Annotated in this window: 16 protein-coding genes; all 16 read right to left on the bottom strand. The window is 32.3% G+C overall.

The features are described 5' to 3' along the window. Positions 1-95: 95 nt before the first annotated feature. The 16 genes from tnpA to ACTNB3_RS03625 all read right to left on the bottom strand — a co-directional run bounded on the left by tnpA (position 96) and on the right by ACTNB3_RS03625 (position 19,103). Positions 96-506 (bottom strand): IS66 family insertion sequence element accessory protein TnpA, encoded by a 411-nt coding sequence (gene tnpA / locus ACTNB3_RS03550; protein WP_415940200.1) that lies wholly within the window; start codon positions 504-506, stop codon positions 96-98. Positions 507-970: 464 nt separating this feature from the next. Next, positions 971-1,990: a glycosyltransferase family 8 protein gene (locus tag ACTNB3_RS03555; protein ID WP_427819721.1), complete on the bottom strand. Its 1,020-nt coding sequence runs from the start codon at positions 1,988-1,990 to the stop codon at positions 971-973. Positions 1,991-1,994: 4 nt separating this feature from the next. After that, a complete protein-coding gene (locus ACTNB3_RS03560) occupies positions 1,995-3,065 on the bottom strand; it encodes a glycosyltransferase family 2 protein (protein WP_427819722.1) in 1,071 nt (356 codons plus the stop codon). A 19-nt stretch (positions 3,066-3,084) separates the two neighbouring features. Continuing rightward, positions 3,085-4,308, bottom strand: a complete 1,224-nt coding sequence (locus tag ACTNB3_RS03565) for a lipopolysaccharide biosynthesis protein (RefSeq protein ID WP_427819723.1) — start codon at positions 4,306-4,308, stop codon at positions 3,085-3,087. Positions 4,309-5,966: 1,658 nt separating this feature from the next. Then, positions 5,967-7,004 carry an acyltransferase gene (locus ACTNB3_RS03570; protein ID WP_441024538.1) on the bottom strand — a complete coding sequence of 346 codons (1,038 nt, stop codon included), beginning with the start codon at positions 7,002-7,004 and terminating at the stop codon, positions 5,967-5,969. Between the two features lie 194 nt (positions 7,005-7,198). Next, on the bottom strand, positions 7,199-7,534 hold the full coding sequence (locus ACTNB3_RS03575) for a DUF2304 domain-containing protein (RefSeq protein WP_427819725.1): 336 nt from the start codon (positions 7,532-7,534) through the stop codon (positions 7,199-7,201). 12 nt (positions 7,535-7,546) lie between these two features. Further along, positions 7,547-8,233 (bottom strand): glycosyltransferase family 2 protein, encoded by a 687-nt coding sequence (locus ACTNB3_RS03580; RefSeq protein ID WP_427819726.1) that lies wholly within the window; start codon positions 8,231-8,233, stop codon positions 7,547-7,549. A 10-nt stretch (positions 8,234-8,243) separates the two neighbouring features. After that, a complete protein-coding gene (locus ACTNB3_RS03585; protein ID WP_427819727.1) occupies positions 8,244-9,038 on the bottom strand; it encodes a glycosyltransferase in 795 nt (264 codons plus the stop codon). Positions 9,039-9,143: 105 nt separating this feature from the next. Beyond that, positions 9,144-11,156, bottom strand: a complete 2,013-nt coding sequence (locus ACTNB3_RS03590; protein ID WP_441024540.1) for a DUF2142 domain-containing protein — start codon at positions 11,154-11,156, stop codon at positions 9,144-9,146. Between the two features lie 67 nt (positions 11,157-11,223). After that, entirely contained in the window at positions 11,224-12,282 is a 1,059-nt protein-coding gene (locus tag ACTNB3_RS03595; RefSeq protein ID WP_427819729.1) for an NAD-dependent epimerase/dehydratase family protein, read from the bottom strand. A gap of 13 nt (positions 12,283-12,295) precedes the next feature. Further along, entirely contained in the window at positions 12,296-13,018 is a 723-nt protein-coding gene (gene ispD / locus ACTNB3_RS03600; protein WP_441024541.1) for a 2-C-methyl-D-erythritol 4-phosphate cytidylyltransferase, read from the bottom strand. A 7-nt stretch (positions 13,019-13,025) separates the two neighbouring features. Then, positions 13,026-14,075: a glycosyltransferase family 2 protein gene (locus tag ACTNB3_RS03605; RefSeq protein WP_427819731.1), complete on the bottom strand. Its 1,050-nt coding sequence runs from the start codon at positions 14,073-14,075 to the stop codon at positions 13,026-13,028. After that, positions 14,068-15,522: a flippase gene (locus ACTNB3_RS03610; RefSeq protein WP_441024542.1), complete on the bottom strand. Its 1,455-nt coding sequence runs from the start codon at positions 15,520-15,522 to the stop codon at positions 14,068-14,070. The genes ACTNB3_RS03605 and ACTNB3_RS03610 overlap by 8 nt, the downstream gene beginning before the upstream one ends. A gap of 19 nt (positions 15,523-15,541) precedes the next feature. Next, a complete protein-coding gene (locus ACTNB3_RS03615) occupies positions 15,542-16,684 on the bottom strand; it encodes a glycosyltransferase family protein (RefSeq protein WP_427819733.1) in 1,143 nt (380 codons plus the stop codon). A gap of 60 nt (positions 16,685-16,744) precedes the next feature. Further along, positions 16,745-17,728, bottom strand: a complete 984-nt coding sequence (locus ACTNB3_RS03620) for an EpsG family protein (RefSeq protein ID WP_427819734.1) — start codon at positions 17,726-17,728, stop codon at positions 16,745-16,747. Positions 17,729-17,828: 100 nt separating this feature from the next. Then, a complete protein-coding gene (locus ACTNB3_RS03625; protein ID WP_427819735.1) occupies positions 17,829-19,103 on the bottom strand; it encodes a hypothetical protein in 1,275 nt (424 codons plus the stop codon). Between the last annotated feature and the right edge of the window lie 192 nt (positions 19,104-19,295).

Consider the following 19,295-nt stretch of genomic DNA (forward strand, 5'->3'; position numbering starts at 1 on the left):
GAGTAAATATCTTTATATCCAGAAAAGATGAGGATAAAAATATCGTGAGGATAAGCCGCAGACAATGTAGATCTTCTCAAGTCCGGAGATGTCACCTAACATGAGAGCTCCTGAAGCAGGCGGAATGTCCTGGTGAGCAGGACCGGATCTGCATCATTGCTGATGCGGACTGTGATATCCTTCATAGCAACTTCAATCGTATGTGAATTGTCAAGGTACGAGTTTTGCATCTGTGATGCTGTATGCTGTTCCGAAATGTGATCCGGAACAATGCCAATGGGAACCACGTCCTGTTTCGGGCGGGGAACCTCAAGATGACCATAATTCGGTGGTGGGATCTGATCCGCTGCTGCTTTCCGACAGCGGCTGACCCAGTTGTAAAAAGTGCTTACTGCAATGTCGTTCTCACGACACCAGTCAGCATCTGTCATGCCGCTCTGGCGGCATTCATTGATAAGCCTGATCTGTTCCGCCATCGGGACACGGGCTCTGCTAGTACCTGCCATAACCTATCCTCCATAATTGTAGTGAAATAGTCTAAATATCTATCGACTACAATTATAGGCAAAACTTGAGGATCAGGAAATCCGCAGGAATATTTGGCGCTTACTTTCTAAAGGAAACATATAAGAGTTCTGTAAATACTTTTTTCAAGAAATGTCTCCCATATGTAAGCAAGCTTGAAGAGAAAATGATGAATGAGAAAACAGTATGTACAAATGCCACTAATGTAACGGTGAATGGATTGTCAGCATACATTCGAAATACCAGCGTTTATGCTAATCTCATATGACTCCGACACTTTTTATACTCTGCAGACCTTTAACAAAAACAAATTTGTGCAAGAACTCTGCTGCGTTTTCATAATTGCCAACGTATATAAAATGCATCCCAAATAATTTTAATATTTCTATATATTTGACACGCTTTTCTACCATAATTGCTGATTTTGTCGTCCATGTTTTCCCAATTATTCATTCATTCTATTCAATAATTGTCTATTCATATTAGTTAAATATCTTTTTAAAATAAATCTATGAATGGGATTATATATGCATCTTGGCAAAAACAAGTATAGAATCCTTTGTATTTTAAAAATCATCCCGCGATGAACAACTTTTTTTTCATCATCTTTCCACGGCGATTGCTTCAAATAGCGGTTATATATATCATTTTGAGGATGAATACTACCTTTTTCCCACGGTCTTCCGGTCATTGCCCCCATACAATGATAAATAATCGGCGATTTATATGCTTCTTCAATTTGTTTTCTAGTACTAAAGTATTCATCCTTAAGATTATATATTTTAATTGATCCTTCAATACCGTATATATAAAATCCACTATTAAAATTATATTTCAAATGTAAATACTTTATCTTATTTCTAAATAACACATTGATAATATCCTGATCAACAGTAAAATACTTATTTCTCACATGAGATAAATGATATATTATTTTTTCTTCACATTTATACTCTCTCCAAAACTCTGTATTAATCAAAAGCACACCACAATTATAATATTTGTCATTCTGTGGTATATCAACCAAGCTTTTATATTCATTCAAAATACAATCGTACGTTGCTGCACAAACAGTCCCCTCCAGATCCATTTTCAACAATTCATCCAATGGTCCATTTATAATGGTATCACCATCCAACTGCAAAATTCTATCTGTGTTGTTATGTATCTCACCGACCCCAAAAAGTTTAAAATATGTGGTATAGGTATTTTTATATGGTTCAACATTTAACTGTTTCAATTTTTTCATAATATGATCCGTACCAACTATTATTAACTTTCTTTGATATTGATTTGCAAGTACTTGCATTTTTTTTAAGTTTATTTTGGAAATATTATCATTTAAAATGTACACATTTATTTCATCCAGATGTTTATTATTGATGAAAAGAGAGGTCATTGACACTCCCGTTAAATCAGCATAATTATCATTACTCTGATACAAAACGTTTAATACTTTTTTCATTTATCTATCCTTTCCTAAACAACAATTTCCCCCAACAGAACTTACTATACAAATTTATCAGAAAAATAATCAGCTTATTATTATATATTTTCTTCATTCCCAGTTCTTGTTTTATAAACCCATAATTAATATTATTATATCCTCTAACCATTATTTCATGAATAACGGCACATACAGAAGCTTTTCTCCTCGCCTTACCATCTTTAAAGTTCAAAGTTTTGGCCATCTCATATGTATGATAGTAAGAAGCTCTTATTGCATTATTACACACTTCCTGTTTCAATGATTGATTATCATACACACCTCTTGTAGCAAGTACTTGAGGTAAAAACCCGATTTTATAATAATAATTCATTTTCGAATTAAAAACAGAATCTGAATTTGGGAAATATGCATCTTCTGAACCACCAACTTTCATAACCTTTTCTTTATTTAAAAATAAACATGTTGATATAGCATATATATCTCTCATATTATCTTTCAGAGTAATTGGTATAATTCTTCCTTTACGTAAAATCAAAAATAAATTGATCAAGCCTTCAAATATTTTTCGAATTCTCCCTTTTTCCGGTTTAGCCTTTCTTTGATCATCAAAATCCACATATACTCCAATTAATCCATATTCATTCTTCGTTCTGTTTACGACCTTCATCATTTCAGAAAGATAATTTCTTTTCATTCTGTCATCATCATGTAATAAACAATACCATGGGGTTTTGCAGATTTCACAAGATCTATTCCAATTACCCGGTTCTCCAATATTTTCAACATGTCGATAATAAATAATGTTATCGTACTTAGAACAATATTCTTTCATAACACTATCTATCTCGGTTTTCATTCCAGAATCATCCATGACCAATATTTCATATATATCATCATAATCTTGATCTAGCGCACTCTCCAATGCATTAATCAGCCCTTCAACCCTTCTGTATGACAGAATAATAATGGATACTTTTGCCCGATTATTATGTTTGCCATATATAAGTTTCGTTGAAACATTATCATATTTTTTGAAACAACTCTCTTTAGAATTCCATTTCGAAAAATCTGTATTTTTGTTGATTGCCATCGTCTACTTCTCCTTATGATTATAAACAAAATTCTCTTTTTAAATAATATCTATACACACCTATGTACATAACACACTGAGAAAGCATAATTAAACAATAAATTCCAGTTGCTCCATTTAGTCCCCATGTTTTTATCATAAATTCAGAGCCTAGCAACCCTATAGCAGCTACAATGAGATTAATTGCAAATTGTATAAAAGTCTTTCGCAAAGTTGTAAGCGCCGTTGAGAAAATTATAGTAACTGCATATAGCGTGCCCCCTACCAAAATCCAAATCGAATTCTGCAAATACTCTCGCAGCTCTACACTATATACCATAGATAACAGATCAATTCCAAAAACTATCATTACCAAAACTGCCATTCCGCCTAATACCACCAACGCAAAAACCATTTTTCTAACTATTCTTCTGAATGCATTCTTATTCTTTTGATAATATGCATCTTTCATCATTTTTAAAAAAGGATTCAATATATATTGTCCACATAAACTAACTAATGTCGCAGGCATTAGAATAATCCCAAAAACAGCTTGTACTTCACTTGATACACATCCATCCATTGTATATTTCGGTGCATTCACAATATAAATCGACAAAAAATTAAAAAAGAACGCATACTTTCCACGATCAAACAGTTTGAATCCATGTATTATCTGAAGAACTTCATTCTGTTTCTCTGAATTTAAATTCTTGATATCATAAAAAGCAAAAATAATAGCCCAGATTACATTCATTACAACACACGAAAGCACCATATTTCTACTGAATAAATCCACAAATAAAAATCCAATAATACTAATTACTGCTTTTAAAAACATAGATATACCGGCTTTATATAAATTACCTTTAATTTGAAAAATTCCGTATATAGTATCACAGAATGCCTCCTGCGCTTTCAATATACAAAGAAGTAAAACTATCTGCAATTTATAACTACTATAATTCTGTGTAAAAACATAGATCAAGGCCGCTAACAGCATAAGCAACACACATAAAAATCTATGAAAAATATAATCTTTATTTGAATAATTTTGATTATCTGTTACTTGAAATGTTCTTCCCGCAAAAATACCGATTGTAAATAGCAGACATGCAAAAGAAAATGCAAACGTAAAAACACCTGCATCTTCTATGCCATTTACTCTTGTAACAATAATCATAAGGAAAAAAGACAGAAATGCATTACATGTCACGCCTAAAATATTCCAGATAAAATTCTTTTTCATAAGACTCTCTTTCATATCTATTTTCACCTTTCTGCGAAAGGCACCAATGCGGTTATGAAATCCTGTCCTGCTTTTCGCTTTTTATTCTATTTACTTCTGATATAATTCTTTTATAAGATTAACATACTACAGAATACATGGAGGTAAGTGGCGGGACTATATAGCGACAACCTCGCATATCTATATGTTGTCGGTCAGCCGTTAGGGCATCAATGAATGGCGAATTACAGTAGCCCATAAACTTATCTCTCCCCAAGTCGACTCGATTTTTCCAGATGACAGATCAATGTCAGTTTAATAACTACAAATTCACAGGAGGTTTTTATTGTCACGTGTCGAATTATAGTTCCCACCTACGGCGGCTTTACCGCAGGTTAATCCGGCATCTCCTTCATATCATCTATCCTAACATGATGTTTTTTACAGCACATTTTTATCTGCCCTATTGACCATTCTCTTCCTTTACCATATAGTCTTTTCGTTACCAATAGGAAAAGAGACAGAACACCCTTGACCACAGTTCGTTCTTTCTCTCTCATACCCAAGTGTTGCGAAACAACGCTAGTGCAGGGTCTCACCCTAATATATGGTTGCCTGTCCTTTAAACATTCACTCCGCATTGTTATGCAACTCTTATGATAAGAAAAAACTTACTGTTATGCAAGATAATTCGTATCAAAACCTCATCAAAATCTCTGTTTGAACCCTACATAGCTCTGTTTCGCACTGTATATACCGCTTAATGTGAACATGCTGCACGGTCATTTAGTGCACTGCTTCCGCCCGCTCAGTGCATCTATTCCGGTCTGTTGAACACTCCGGTTTTTTACTTCTATAATGAGAATATCACACATTTTGTGTGACTATCATTTACAGGAGGACGATAACCATGGTAGATTATCGCGAAATTCTAAGGTTTAAGAGTCTAAGAGTCTCAACTATTCTAATCTCGATATCGCATCAAGTGTCCACAGTTCTCGCAATACCATCCATGAGGCTTTGCTGACACCAAAGGTTTTAGCGATCTACATTTGTGTAAAATGATTCGAGGCATTGTCATCAAGTACTAATACTATTTAGCAACACTAAATTGTCGTTTTGCATGTATTTTATTATGAATAGTAGCATTATGTATCTTTTTATCCTCATCTGATAAAAGAATTATATGGTTTTTTTCTGGACATAGAATCACCTTGCCTTTTCTTTTATCATAACATATTGCCATAATTTACAACTTGTCAACGCACTAGTATAACGAAAATTAAGTTTTTGATAGTTTGACGCAGAATAATTCTGAGAGTGTTGCTTCCCAAACACAGATGTAGTGATGGCTACGTTGAGGCTTGGAAAGTAGTGCTATCAAGAAAATAGGCAAGTAAAACTGCCAATTAACTTTTGCTGCGATTGTATTGTGCTCGGCCTCCCACGCAGCTAACACTTCATGAAGCTTCGCAATATTTTCGATTCTTCGTGTCAAACGATGTTTTATTATTTCGGATGACAGATTTTAAGCTTTTTAATTGCTCATCCATAAATTCTATTTTAAACTTTGGGGGTCTTGCCATAGGAAATCACCGCCTTTTATATATTATACCAGAGAACGACAATAATAGCCAAAAATATTTAGCTAAATATCAACATGCCAGCACACTGGTACAACATACCGAAAGCTTTTATGGAATAATAATTTTTATAATCGGTATTCTTTGCAAAACTTTTACGATTAATAATGACACTACATATACTATTAAAACACCAATAGTTCTCCACTGCCACACATTAGTATTTATACCACAAAAATCACTTAACATATGTAAAACAAAAATATGCGTAAGATATATTCCAAAACTAGCACTAGCAATCTGTACTATCACATTATACATTTTTTCATTACGTTTCAATGAATCCCAATTATTATATTTAAAAAATACAAAGACTGCAGTTGCCAATGCCACAGAAGGCCAATTCAAATATCCCCAGAATATTCTGTTTATTTCATTATATCGTTGGGATAAATACAATGTCCCTCCATACCTTGCCAATATTCCTATGATCCCCAACACATAAATTACTAATCTCGTTCGTTTCGAAAACTCAACTTTAGACAGTAGATAACCTTCTATTACAAAAATTATATATCCTCCCGTCAAAGGAAAACTTAGTGCCGAATTAAACTCAACACTAAAAACTTTACACAAAAACGGTAAAATCGATATTGTAATAATTCCAGCTCCAAACATATACCATAAATATTTCTCTGATTTCTCAATCAGACATGTCAAAACCGGTATACACATATATACCGCAAATAGTGGCAAAAAAAACCAGTATATATTCTCAAATTTACTTGTTAAAAACATTGAAAGGAATTCATTCACTGAAAGACTACCAATATCTATAACTCCTGTTATACACTTATAAAAACATGCAATCATACTCCATATACAAAACGGTATCAAAGTTTTTAATACTCTCTTTTTTATAAAAACATATGTTGAATACTTGCTGCGATAGTTCATCAAAGTTGCGCCAGATATCATAAAAAAGATTGGTACTGCCCAATAAGCCAGTACTTCTACCATTAAGGCCTGTTTCCATGCCATCGAATCGGAATAATAATGTACGATTCCATTGCAATGCATTGCCACAACACAAAAACTCGCAGTAATATTTAATAAATCATAATAAAAAATTCTACTACTGTTCTTCATATCCTCACTAATTTCCTTTACAGTAAATTTTTGCAAAAAGCCCAAGCAAATGCAACTTTCTTAGCCATAAAAATACAAACTCCAGCCATTTCTAGCCCGTTTATTCTGGTCACAACGATCATATTGAGGTTAAAGAATTTAACGTACTTCCCGCCAAATTCCACAGGAAATTCTTTTGAAACTGGCGTGCTATACTATTCATCTTTTTCATATAAAGCAATCTCCTGTGCAAGATTTTTAATACGAACTGATAATCGTGATACTACAATCGTCAGAATAAATATAATAACTAACGAAAAACAAAATCCCAGAAAAAAGAGCATATTAACCGGTGATGCAATTCCTAACTGCGCAGCGAGAACGTCCATTAACTTCGGGACGCAGTCCATCACCAACACGATTCCTCCAACTATCAGCCACATCAATGCATATTTCAATTCAATTTGTTTTTTTCTAACTAAATTAATAATAAACACAAAACTCAAAATCATTAACACAACTACTATTATCTGAAGTCTTATCGTCATCATTTTTCATTCCCTCTAACGTATCTTTTCTATAACAATTGCAAGTGTTACTTTAATCATATAATATACTGATTTGAATGGAGATATCGAAGACACACCACCTTGTCTTTGTTTCATAATTACTGGTATTTCTCTGACATCACATCCTCTTTTTATTATTGCAACAACGCTTTCTGGTTCTGGATAATCCTTTGGATAATCCTTTACGAACATCTCAATGACCTTTCGATTTACCATTCTAAGTCCAGATGTCGGATCAGTTATAGTTACTCCCGTCAAAAGTTTTATAAGTTTTGTAAAATAAATAATTCCGACTCTACGTATCATTGATGACTGAAATCCTTCTTTGGCAATAAATCTTGATCCAATTACCATATCAAGTTCCTTATCGCACAATTCATCAAACATCATTTCTAAATATTTCGGATCATGTTGCCCATCACCATCAACTTGCACAACCACATCGTAATCATGACGTAGTGCATATTTATACCCTGTCTGAACAGCTCCCCCTATTCCTAAGTTAATTGGGAGATTTACAACACGATATCCTTTTTCTTCGCATATCTTTCTTGTTGAATCAGTAGAGCAGTCATTAATAATGACATAGTCAAATCCCGGCGCATCTTTCTTTATATTTTCAACAGTTCTTTCAATATTAACTTCTTCATTAAAAGCTGGTATAATAATCAGCTTTTTCATCGTACTCTTGTTATAACTCATTAGATTTCTCACCACTTGAATATAATTTAACTAATATCTTCGCCAGCCACTTTGGCCAGAATTTGCAATACATAACAAAATCTTCTTTTACCCTTTCATTATCTTGAATGATATGGCTTGTCTCTGAATCTTCATGAATACGATGTCCCATCAGAATCCTTTTATTGTAAATAAAAGAGCCTTTCACTCTAGAAAGCATCTCCCATGCTTCCCAATCTTCACAAGAACGAAATCCGGTTTGAAAAACTGTTTCAGGAAGATTATTACGTACGAATGTCACTGACGGGCAACAGATAGGACATCCTAATGATAAAATTCTTCTTCTTACAAATCTACTATTCTGAAAGAATCGCACTTGCAATGGACTCAACATGAATCTTTTTATATTTAACAACTGATTTTGTGTAACTTTGACTCCATTTCTTATTTCAGCATAATTTGTAAAGTATATTAACGGTCTTTTCTTCTTTGCCATACATCTTAACATTTCTTCAGTATAGTTTTCAAAATACACATCGTCCTGATGTGCTAGAGTTATATACGTCGTTGTTGCCAGATGGTATCCAAAATTCCAATCCTGCACAATACCACCTTGTCCTTCATTAATATACAATGGAATACTATATTTCTGTGCCAGATTACTGATAAACTCGTTCGGAGTTGACGTAATCATAATAATCTGACTTTTTACAGTCTGATTTTTCAAGGACTGAATACACTTTTCCAAATAATTACTTTTTTTATAAGCACATATTACAAATGTATGCTTTTCACCTGTATTCATTTTTTGCACCTCTTCACCCTTTTTATTATATCAGAAATATTTATTACGGATTTTATTTTATAAGTTATTCATTTTATCACACAATTTCTGAATTTTTTAGTGCGATTATCTTGCTATAACAGTTTCAAATATCGTACAGACAGTTAAGAATTGTAAGCAAAATACACCTATTGCCAATTGACCGGTAATATCTTTTTTTACAACAATACTTCGAGTCTGCAAGCAAATAAATACTAGTGGAAGAAATGGTAAAAAATACCGTCCCTGCACTCCATATATACATGGTGATAAAATATTCGTGCAATCTTTTGCCAAATTAAATCCTAATAAAATCAAACAGAATATGCCTAAACTTATTACACTGAACAAAGCTTTTTCTTTAAAACTAGGAATGGTTTCATTTTCCTTTATTACTAATGCTAATGTTAATAAAATATAAAAACCTACAATCACTAATAGCGATATCTCAATTTTACTATAAGATTTATATCCCCCAAAAACCTGTTCTAAATAAAATACACTCCTCTCACGAATAGTATTCGCCCATAAAACAATAGTCTTTAAAGGATTACTCACTATAGTACTCAATGTATATCCAGCAACTCCATCTTCATTAACGTAGCTATTAGCCATGCTTTGTACCGTTTCTTGCCTGCCCCAAATTAATGTTAAAACGTTCATTAATAACAATGCAATTTTTACTCCATATGCCTTCATCGAATTTTGAGATATTTTATTATTAGGAATTAATATAATCAAAAATACCAATAAGATATATACCACTTTTATCGGGGTAAAGCAAATACTCGTTAAGGCAAGTACTACCCAATCCCCTATTTTAGTCTGTTTCTTTTCATAAGCCAGATATAGAGTATACGCAATAAACAAAAAAGCACAACTATTTAACATGCTGTCATATGAAAAAGAAGCTGCGGCTTGAATTGCTGTCGGTCCCAACATTAAAATCATTAATGCTCTCTTACCAAAAGGTATCAGTTTTATCGAGTAATACCCAAAAACCATATAACTGATTAGCGCTAGCAATCGTCCCAGCAATAACAAACTAACATTACTAAATCTTAAGATTCTAGCAATACATATACCAATTATTTGTGGTATATAGGCAAAAGGTGGTACTCCACCCAATAATGAACATCTTAATGAAACAAACTCTTTATTTGTATCTTCATTGAAAAATGGTGAACTAAATATCAAATTATATGAATACTGTCTTGTAGTGATTTCATTCGGTGTAAAGTATAAATCGCATTCACGCACAAGAATATTTCCCTCTTCATCTACGGTAGGCTCTCCTAACAACTCACTTGCATAATAATATGCAGTCCCTACATGAAAATGTTCATCAGGACATGCATACGGACTCCAAAAAACAGTATACAATACCCCAAAAACAGTACAAATAATAACAAACAATGTTTCTATTTTCCACTTTTTTTTCATTATTCCATAACATATTATGGCATACACAATAGAGAGGATCAAATAAACAAGAAGGTAAATATATACCATATTACTTGAAGCAATGCCACTAATATATGTTGCAATCTCATACTCCATTTTCGAATCATCTTCATACAGCTTTATTTGATCTATATTCCATTGTGATAATATAAATGAAGCCGTTCCGTCTATATACTCTTCATTATGATTAATGCAAATCGAAATAACGTCATCTCTCTCTACAGTCACAGGCGTTGTAAAAATAATCGTAACAGCCTCTTGATCCGAATTTTCAAATACTATTTCTTCTTCCTGTATTATTTCGTCGTTTATTTTTATGCTAATCAAAATCTTACTATCTGGATTTGCGTTCTTGCACTTAATAGGTATTTGTATACGATATATTTCCCCCTCAATCCCTGTGATATCTTGATGGATACTATTACCCAATGATTCAATTGAAATAGAATTATCCGTTGAAAAATTTGTCAACAGAAGCTTCTCCCCTTTACTGTTTGGCAATACAACACGAACTAAACCCGCAAGTAATACAGCAGATAACACAAGATAAATAATACTTGCATATATTATGCTTTTTCTAGTTTCCAGTCTATATAATATATTTTTACTTATCTGTTCATGATTCTTCTTTCTCATTTTACCTTTTTCCCAATCACTCAAATGTTTAATGTATTTCTCCTACAATGAAAATACATGCTCATTTTTAATTTGCAAAGCTTAAAACGGTTTTCTTCATACCTTCAGCCAAACAAACTTTTGGCGTCCAACCTAAATCTTCTATCTTTTTAGTTGACAATACAGTTCTTCCCATTTTACTATAGCCAAGACTCATTTGTTCTGGAATATCAAATATTACTTTTAATTTTCTTTCTGGGAATAATCTAACCAACATTTGTGCAACTTCACGTATTGGCTTTGGTTCTCTTTCATTTGCCACATTATATGCTTCCCCTGATGGAGAATTCAGCATGGTGAGAAACATCGCACTTACTGCATCCGTAATATAACAAAAAGCTCTCACTGCATCCCCAGTACTTTTCAAAACAATATTTCTTTCGTTCACTACATCTGAAATAAAATCTGCCATTACGCGTCCATCATTATTAATTATCATTCCCGGTCCATAAGAATGAGCAATTCTAAGAACTACAGACTCAACTCCAAACTGATAATAGTAACTCTTTAAAATGCTCTCAGCAATTCTTTTGCTTTCAGGATAACATGCTCTACGTTCCATAGGGTCAAGACAGCCAAATATGTCTTCTTCTATCGCCTCTACGTTATCTAGCATTTTTCCATATACTTCTCTAGTTGAAGTATACACAACACGAACTCCTGAATTCTTTCTGGCTAATTCCATTACATTCATTGTTCCAATTGTATTCGCTTTAATAATCCCAACCGGATCATCTAAAATATATCTCGGACTTGCATTCCCTGCAGCATGTATAATATAATCAATTCTACCATCATATCTGATTTCATCACAAACATCCTGTACCAAAAATTCAAAATTTGAATCATTCTCATATTTTGAGAATTTTTCTAACGCCTTTTCCTTATTTCTTACCAATGCCAACACACGTATTCCATATCCCTCAGTTTCATTCAAATACATACAAAAATGCACGACATATGCCGCAAGCATTCCTGTTGCCCCCGTAACAAGTATTGTTTTATTACGCATTTTTTCATAAGGAATATTTTCTTGTTTTAGCAAACGCATATCATCTAATATGATAGTATATCCACAGTTCATCATACTTCTCCTCGCTCTAATCACCAAAAAGCTGTGACTGTTCTCTTGCTTCAAACAGTCCCTTAAACGTATAAAAATCCATTGGAGTTGTTATCTTTATATTCTCCATAGGTCCTTCAACAACCGATAGATTATGACCATAATAGCGCATCATCGATGCTGAATCAATAAAATCATGTTTCCCCGCCTTAATTGCGTTTTCGTGCGCCCTCATAATATCTTCAAGATAAAAACATTGAGGTGCTCTTGCCATCAAACATTGTGAACGCTCTAACACATTTTGAATCATTTTATCTTCATTTAGAGTAATGATGGTTTCAATTGCAGGTGCAACTGTAATTGCATTCTTATTTGCTCTAACACATTCAATACATTCTGTAATGATTTTTTCGTTAATCAGCGGTCTTACACCATCATGTATTAAAACAATATTGTTTTCAGAATCACCGATTTCTTCTGCCGCCTTTAAACCAGCATAAATAGAATCCTGTCCTGTTATTCCGCCAGGTACGATTTTTGCCACTTTCTTCAAACAATATTTTTCAACCAATTCTTTCAAAAATGGAATCCATTCTTCGACACAAGCTATAACAATTTTATCAATCTGCTCATGATCTTCAAAATGTTCTAGAGTATAAATTATAATTTCTTTCCCATATAATTTCAAAAATTGTTTAGGTAATGCTCTACTATTCATACGCTTACCTATTCCACCTGCAAAAATCACCGCAATATTCATAGCCCAATCACCTTTTTTTCTTTTTATATACTATATAATGATTATAAATTCTAGATAAATACACTATAGTACTGATCCATTTCAAATGAATTAAAACAGAAAGCATTTTCTGAGTCATTCGAAATTTTTTTCGAACTACTTTATTTCCTAATTCCTTCATTTCTTCTTCTTCAAGAAAAGTTCTAACATATTCACATTCTTCTTTTAGACTATATTCACATTTCGGACGTTCAAATAGCAACAAGAATTCAATCAAATATTCCATAGCTCGATTATTCCAATCAAGTTCTCCCTTAACTTTTCCTTTAAGTTTTTCAAACATCTTTTTTTCAGATTTCATTGCTTTTGTAACACCAATAATCTGATTAACATGAAAATTGCTCGAAGTACTATGAGATGTTCTCTGATAATGAATATATTTTACATCTGACATGACATAAATATTTTCACACATATCAAGTAATTGATAATTAAAAATCCAGTCTTCATAACCCTTAACCACTTCTTCATCAAACAATAATTCTGACGATTTCAAGAATTTGTTTTCATATAATCCATTCCATATCATATTAAAAAAGCCATCTTCTTTTAACATATAAAACTGTTTTGCTTCAAATGACCTATTTAAATCAAATTTTCCACTCTTCCTAAAAGTTCGTACTCTTCCTTCCTGAATATTGTTATGCCAATCCTCAACAACTCTGTATCCATATTTTACAACTTTACACGAATTCTCTTTTGCATTCCTATAAGCACTATCCAGTAAATCCTCCAAGTATTCATCATCATTGTCAATAAATGCCACATATTCACCGATAGCGTGCCTAATTCCAACATTTCTTGTATAAGATATCCCATGATTCTCATGATGAAACACTTTAATTCTTGGGTCTTCTCCAGCATATTTTTCGCAAATATGCAAACTACTGTCAGTAGATCCATCATCAATCAGCAATAATTCCCAGTCCGAAAGAGTTTGTTTTAGAATGCTTTCAATAGCTGTATGTATGTATTTTTCTGAATTATATACTGGCATTATCACGCTTACTTTAACCATTCTTCTTCCTTCCCACTATGCATTTACTAATAATTTTCTTTATATCAATATCCCAAAGATATAGATTAACCAAGCCATAAATAACCATGCCAATTATACCAACAGTTAAAATATATACAATACCATTCAAATTGAAATAATACCTGATTAGAAACCATACTATTACAATTCCGTTACAACTAATTACATATTTCATGATATCTCTTTTCATTTCCGATAAATCAATGTATTTCTTTGCTGCTTTAGACGATACTAGAAACATAACCAATTCAGCAATCATTGTCGTTAGTGATGCGCCTATAAAACTCATTTTAGGAATCATCACAAAATTTAGCAAAAGATTTACTACAGCAGATGTTATCGATGCTTTCAAAATCTCTTTCTCTTTTCCATTCGGGAGCAAAACTGATGTAGTCATAAATGAAGCCATAGAGGAAAAGACCAGGGAAAGACTTAAAATTCTAAGAGCTCCAGCAGCTAAAACATATTTCTCACCTGCTATAAATATAATGATCTCCTTAGACAACAATCCACTTAATAGACACAAAGGAAGAACCATCGACAATACAACATTAAATATTAATTTCATAAGTCTTTTCGATTCTTTTGCGTCTTCTTTTCCACTTAATGCTGAAAGACGCGGTACGGTTACTATTATTATTGCAGCAACAACATTTTTAAAAATGTTATATATTTTTACTGCCGCACTATAAAGGCCATTATCATATGCCCCCTTCATAATATTTAACATTGTAGAATCAACATTAACATATATAACTGTGGCTACGCTAATAGCAAACAACATCATAATCGGTTTAATATGTTTCTTCCACTCAATATGAAATGTAAATTTCAGCTTACAGTATTTCTTTATATAAAACCAATTAGGAATGGCTGCACCTACACTTGAAAATGTTAAAATACCTACATATACTAAATAATCATTTTTATTCTTAATCAGTGTTAACATTAATACAAGCGCGATAAACTGAATAATGATGTTTCTTATTGTAATATATACAAAATCCTCATAAATGGAATTAATCCAATCCACAACAAAGGTTGTTCCCACAGTAATTATGCTAAATATGGATAAAATTTTACCATAACTATGCAAATACGGAGTAAAATAATACACCATAGTCAACCCTAATAACGCTACGAATGTCATTATCAGATTAAGTGAAAACATTTGATTTGCAAAATTTGAAAACTTCACTTTATTATCTCGTATTTTCGCCCCTTCTCGTATTGCATAATTTGCTATTCCCAGCCCCGCAATTAAATTCACATAATTAATAATTGATCTCGAGAACTCAATATTTCCCATATCTTTTACTTCAAGGATTCTAACCACATATGGATACGTAATCAGTGGAAATATAATTGAAGCACAAGTTTTAAAAATATTAAACAATGCATTTACAGCTATTGACTTTTTTTTCATTATCGTATCCAATCACTTCCTAAACAAGTCGTTTCAAAATATAAGCAAATTGTTTTCCGGTATTCTCCCAGCTAAGATCTTTCATACAATCCATTGCATTTTCATGCAAAATTCTAAGGTTGTCTGGATGTTCAATATTTTTCTTGATCTTGTGATATAAATCATCAGCCGAAAAAGTTGTTAATATAGCAGATTCCTTTTCAAAGAAATATGGAAAAGTTCCGTCTGCAAATTCAATAACCGGAAGCCCTGTTGCCAACATTTCAAAAGGAACCAATGATATATTTGTCATAGATGATACCATTCCAAAATCTGCTTTACTATATAATTCCATTAATTCAGCTTTTGATAATTTACCTAGATTTTCTCCTAACTCAGCTGGAATTTTTTCTATTCCGCCATAAAAAGAGATTTTGAGATTAATTCCATCTCTCTTCAGCTTTTCTTTCACTTTTTTTAACATCAAGGGAATAAGCGTTGGCAATCTACGTCCAGCTTTTTTCAAATATACTACTAGATGAATCACTTTTTTCTTGTTATATTCCATATAATTTCTTTCCACAAGATGATACTCACTTTTTTCATATGGAAAATCAATATAATCAATTAAAGTTTCTACATTGACATTTCTCTCTATTTCTCGCTTATTCCAATTTCCAAGACTTACCATATGCAATCCAAGCTCATAAGTCTTTTTTGCCAATATATACCTTTCACCATCTTCGCAAAAATATGGTTCATAGTCTTGAACAAAATACATCTTATATCCATTCATACGTGTAACTGTATATACCGACTTCCAATCTGTCGCAATTATTACATCATAGCAATCATTTACAGCTTCTTTTGTGACCATTATTCCTTTGTAATTTTCTAAATTAATATGGGCATTTTCCTCGATCTCTTTTTTGCTTTGACTACTTAATGAAATATATTTCACATCAAAGTTCTCATTGCACAATGCAGTACCTATTCTTAATATAGAAGTCATCCCCCCCGCATGAGCTGCAACATAACTCGTAACAATAGCCACTTTGTCGACTTTATCCGGTAAAACGTTATCCACATTTTCGAATGTTTCATTTTTTATCAGATTCTCAATCTGTTGTGTTAGTTTCTTTTCTTTATATGTTTTTAAATACTCTACAATAATCTTTTTCATCTTCATTTAACTAAAGCAATTTGCATTATGCTTCCTTCCTATAATTTTTGTTTTTATCAATTAGCTAAATATACTTTGGTATGGCGAAATAGACCATACATCAAATGTCATCACAAAATACCACAGGTAAAATGCTAATAATAATGAGTAAAAAATCCACTTTCTGATTCGATTTTGATCTTCTTCCAATAATTGAGGAACATACACAATACTCGGAATAAAAAAATAATATACAAATCTTTTATACTCAGGAAGCCAGCTCCCAACCAAAACTATCATACTACTGATATACATACAGTTCTTAAAAACCATATTACTATTGCCCATTTTTTCATACAAAATACTAATCACCAGTGGAAACAATATCAATCCTAAATACATAGCTGTAACTTGAAAGCCTCGAGTCACAAAATTCGTATTCAAATAACGAGGTAAAAATGTAGCAAATAACCACGTCATTATTTCTGAATAAAATAGATTAAATGGCAATAATATAATTATACCTATAACATAAGCTGAACTTCTCCATTTTTTACCAAGTATCCAATAAAATGGAATCATTATCAATGCTGTAAAATGAAATGCTGAAGCCAAACCTATACATACAAAATACTTTAACGGTTCTTTTGATGATATATAAGAATACCCCAAAAACACTAACATAACTGCGACAAATTGTCTAATCTGATGTAATCCAAGTGTTGCAAAGTAACCGTTTAAATAAAACATTAAGTAGCTTACTGCATAGTTACTTGAATACTTTTTTATACAAGCAATTAGTAAGGAATAAGAAATTGCAGAATAAATAACAAATACCCATTGAAAGCCAAGTCCTAATTTGTTCAAGATCAAACATATTAATTTATATGTAAAATCAACTTCTTGGTTTTGCCCAGATATTATTCTTTGAAAATACACATAATAATTCGTATAATCCGTACCTACGTTTTTCATTAAAGAATTAATTAAAAACATAGGAAGAAACGTTAAAATTGCAAAAACCAAACACTGTATTTGCACACTACGTCTGCTTTTTGTTGTCATATTACTCGTCATCTGCTTTTGTCTTTCGCACCAAAGCCAAGCAAAAAAGACAGTAAAAGCTATCATTAGATTATATGTTTTAATAAGTCATCATCCTTTTTTAATCTATTGCTATAATCCCAGAAATTGGAATATTTTTTTCATTCCAATAATTAATGTTTTGTTCTATTTCATACTTTAGTGATTTACCAAATTTTTCAAGGAATAGCACTTTTACGTTATCTGTCTGCTGCATTATTTTGCACACATCCGATTCATTTTCAAAAACAATGTATTTTTTTGTATTTAAATTCAATTTTTCTACAAACTCATTTATTTCCGGATCCCCACTCGTTCCAACCACAATAACATTTTGGGTATCACCGAAATAACTATCTATTCTTGTTATAAGCTGAGAAGTACCAGTGCAATCCCATTTATACCCTTCTAAAATACAATAAACTTTTCCCCAGAACTTCTTACATTTTTTTCGAGATGAAAAACCAAATCCTAACATTGGCAAATTGTATTTTTTTATATCACTCACTGTATATAGTTTTCTTGACATCATATATGCAAAGAATAACACTATTATAGAAGCAAAAACTCCAATCACCCCTCCCCATACAAGACCTTTGAGAGTCTGAATGATTACATATTTCATAGTAATCTTACTATTTGAACTTATATTGTTAACAACACGAGTAGTTTGTGCTCCTGCACTTGCTGCAGGCAATTCATACAGTACTGTTTCTCCTAAGATGGAATACTCAAATTCTCCTATTTCATCCTTAACTAACTCAGTTGTTTTGTTTGCATAATCATATGCAATTTTTTTTGCAAGCTCTTCGTCTGAAGATTTGAATCCCATTGTAATAATATGCTCTGAAGAGTTATCTGCACCTATCGTTTTTGCAATAGTATTTAATTCCACACCATCCACAAGAAACTGTCCCCAAAAATCCACTTTCTTATATGGATATTTCAATTCTTTATCAAGTATATAGCCATATTCATGTAGTTTTTTCTTTCTTATCTGAACTTCTTGCGCTTCTTCATCGTACCAGTTCTCATACATTTCTTCCAAAACATTTTCGTTAATACCAAGTTTTCGATATCCCTCAATATATCGTTGTGTCTCATCTACAACAACACCATTTACATTTTGATAAACCGGCTCAATCTGAATATTGACAAGAACTTTACTCCAAACTGGTTCATCCTCACTATATACTTTCTCTTCCACCTCTCCTGATTGATTCAGAAACTCCCTAAACAATCCAATACCACGATTCCCGGCATACCCAACAGCCAATAATATTACAATTATTAAAAAGCTTTTCCACTTTCTCATCAAAAAGACGATGAAATCATTTATATCATAAAAATTATCCATACTTTTCATGTGCGATGGTTATAGAAGCAAAAACAACATATCCTTTCGTTTATTTGTTATTTAATACATTCAGATACTGTGAATTTTTAATTCTGTTCTATATCTTGACTCCTTTAAAAATATCTATGATGGCTTCTATATGCTGTTTTCCTAACTTGCACCATTTGTCCAAGCCAGCATCATCATAGTTCT

The organism is Bariatricus sp. HCP28S3_D3 (assembly GCF_052065755.1).
GTDB lineage: Bacteria > Bacillota > Clostridia > Lachnospirales > Lachnospiraceae > Allocoprococcus.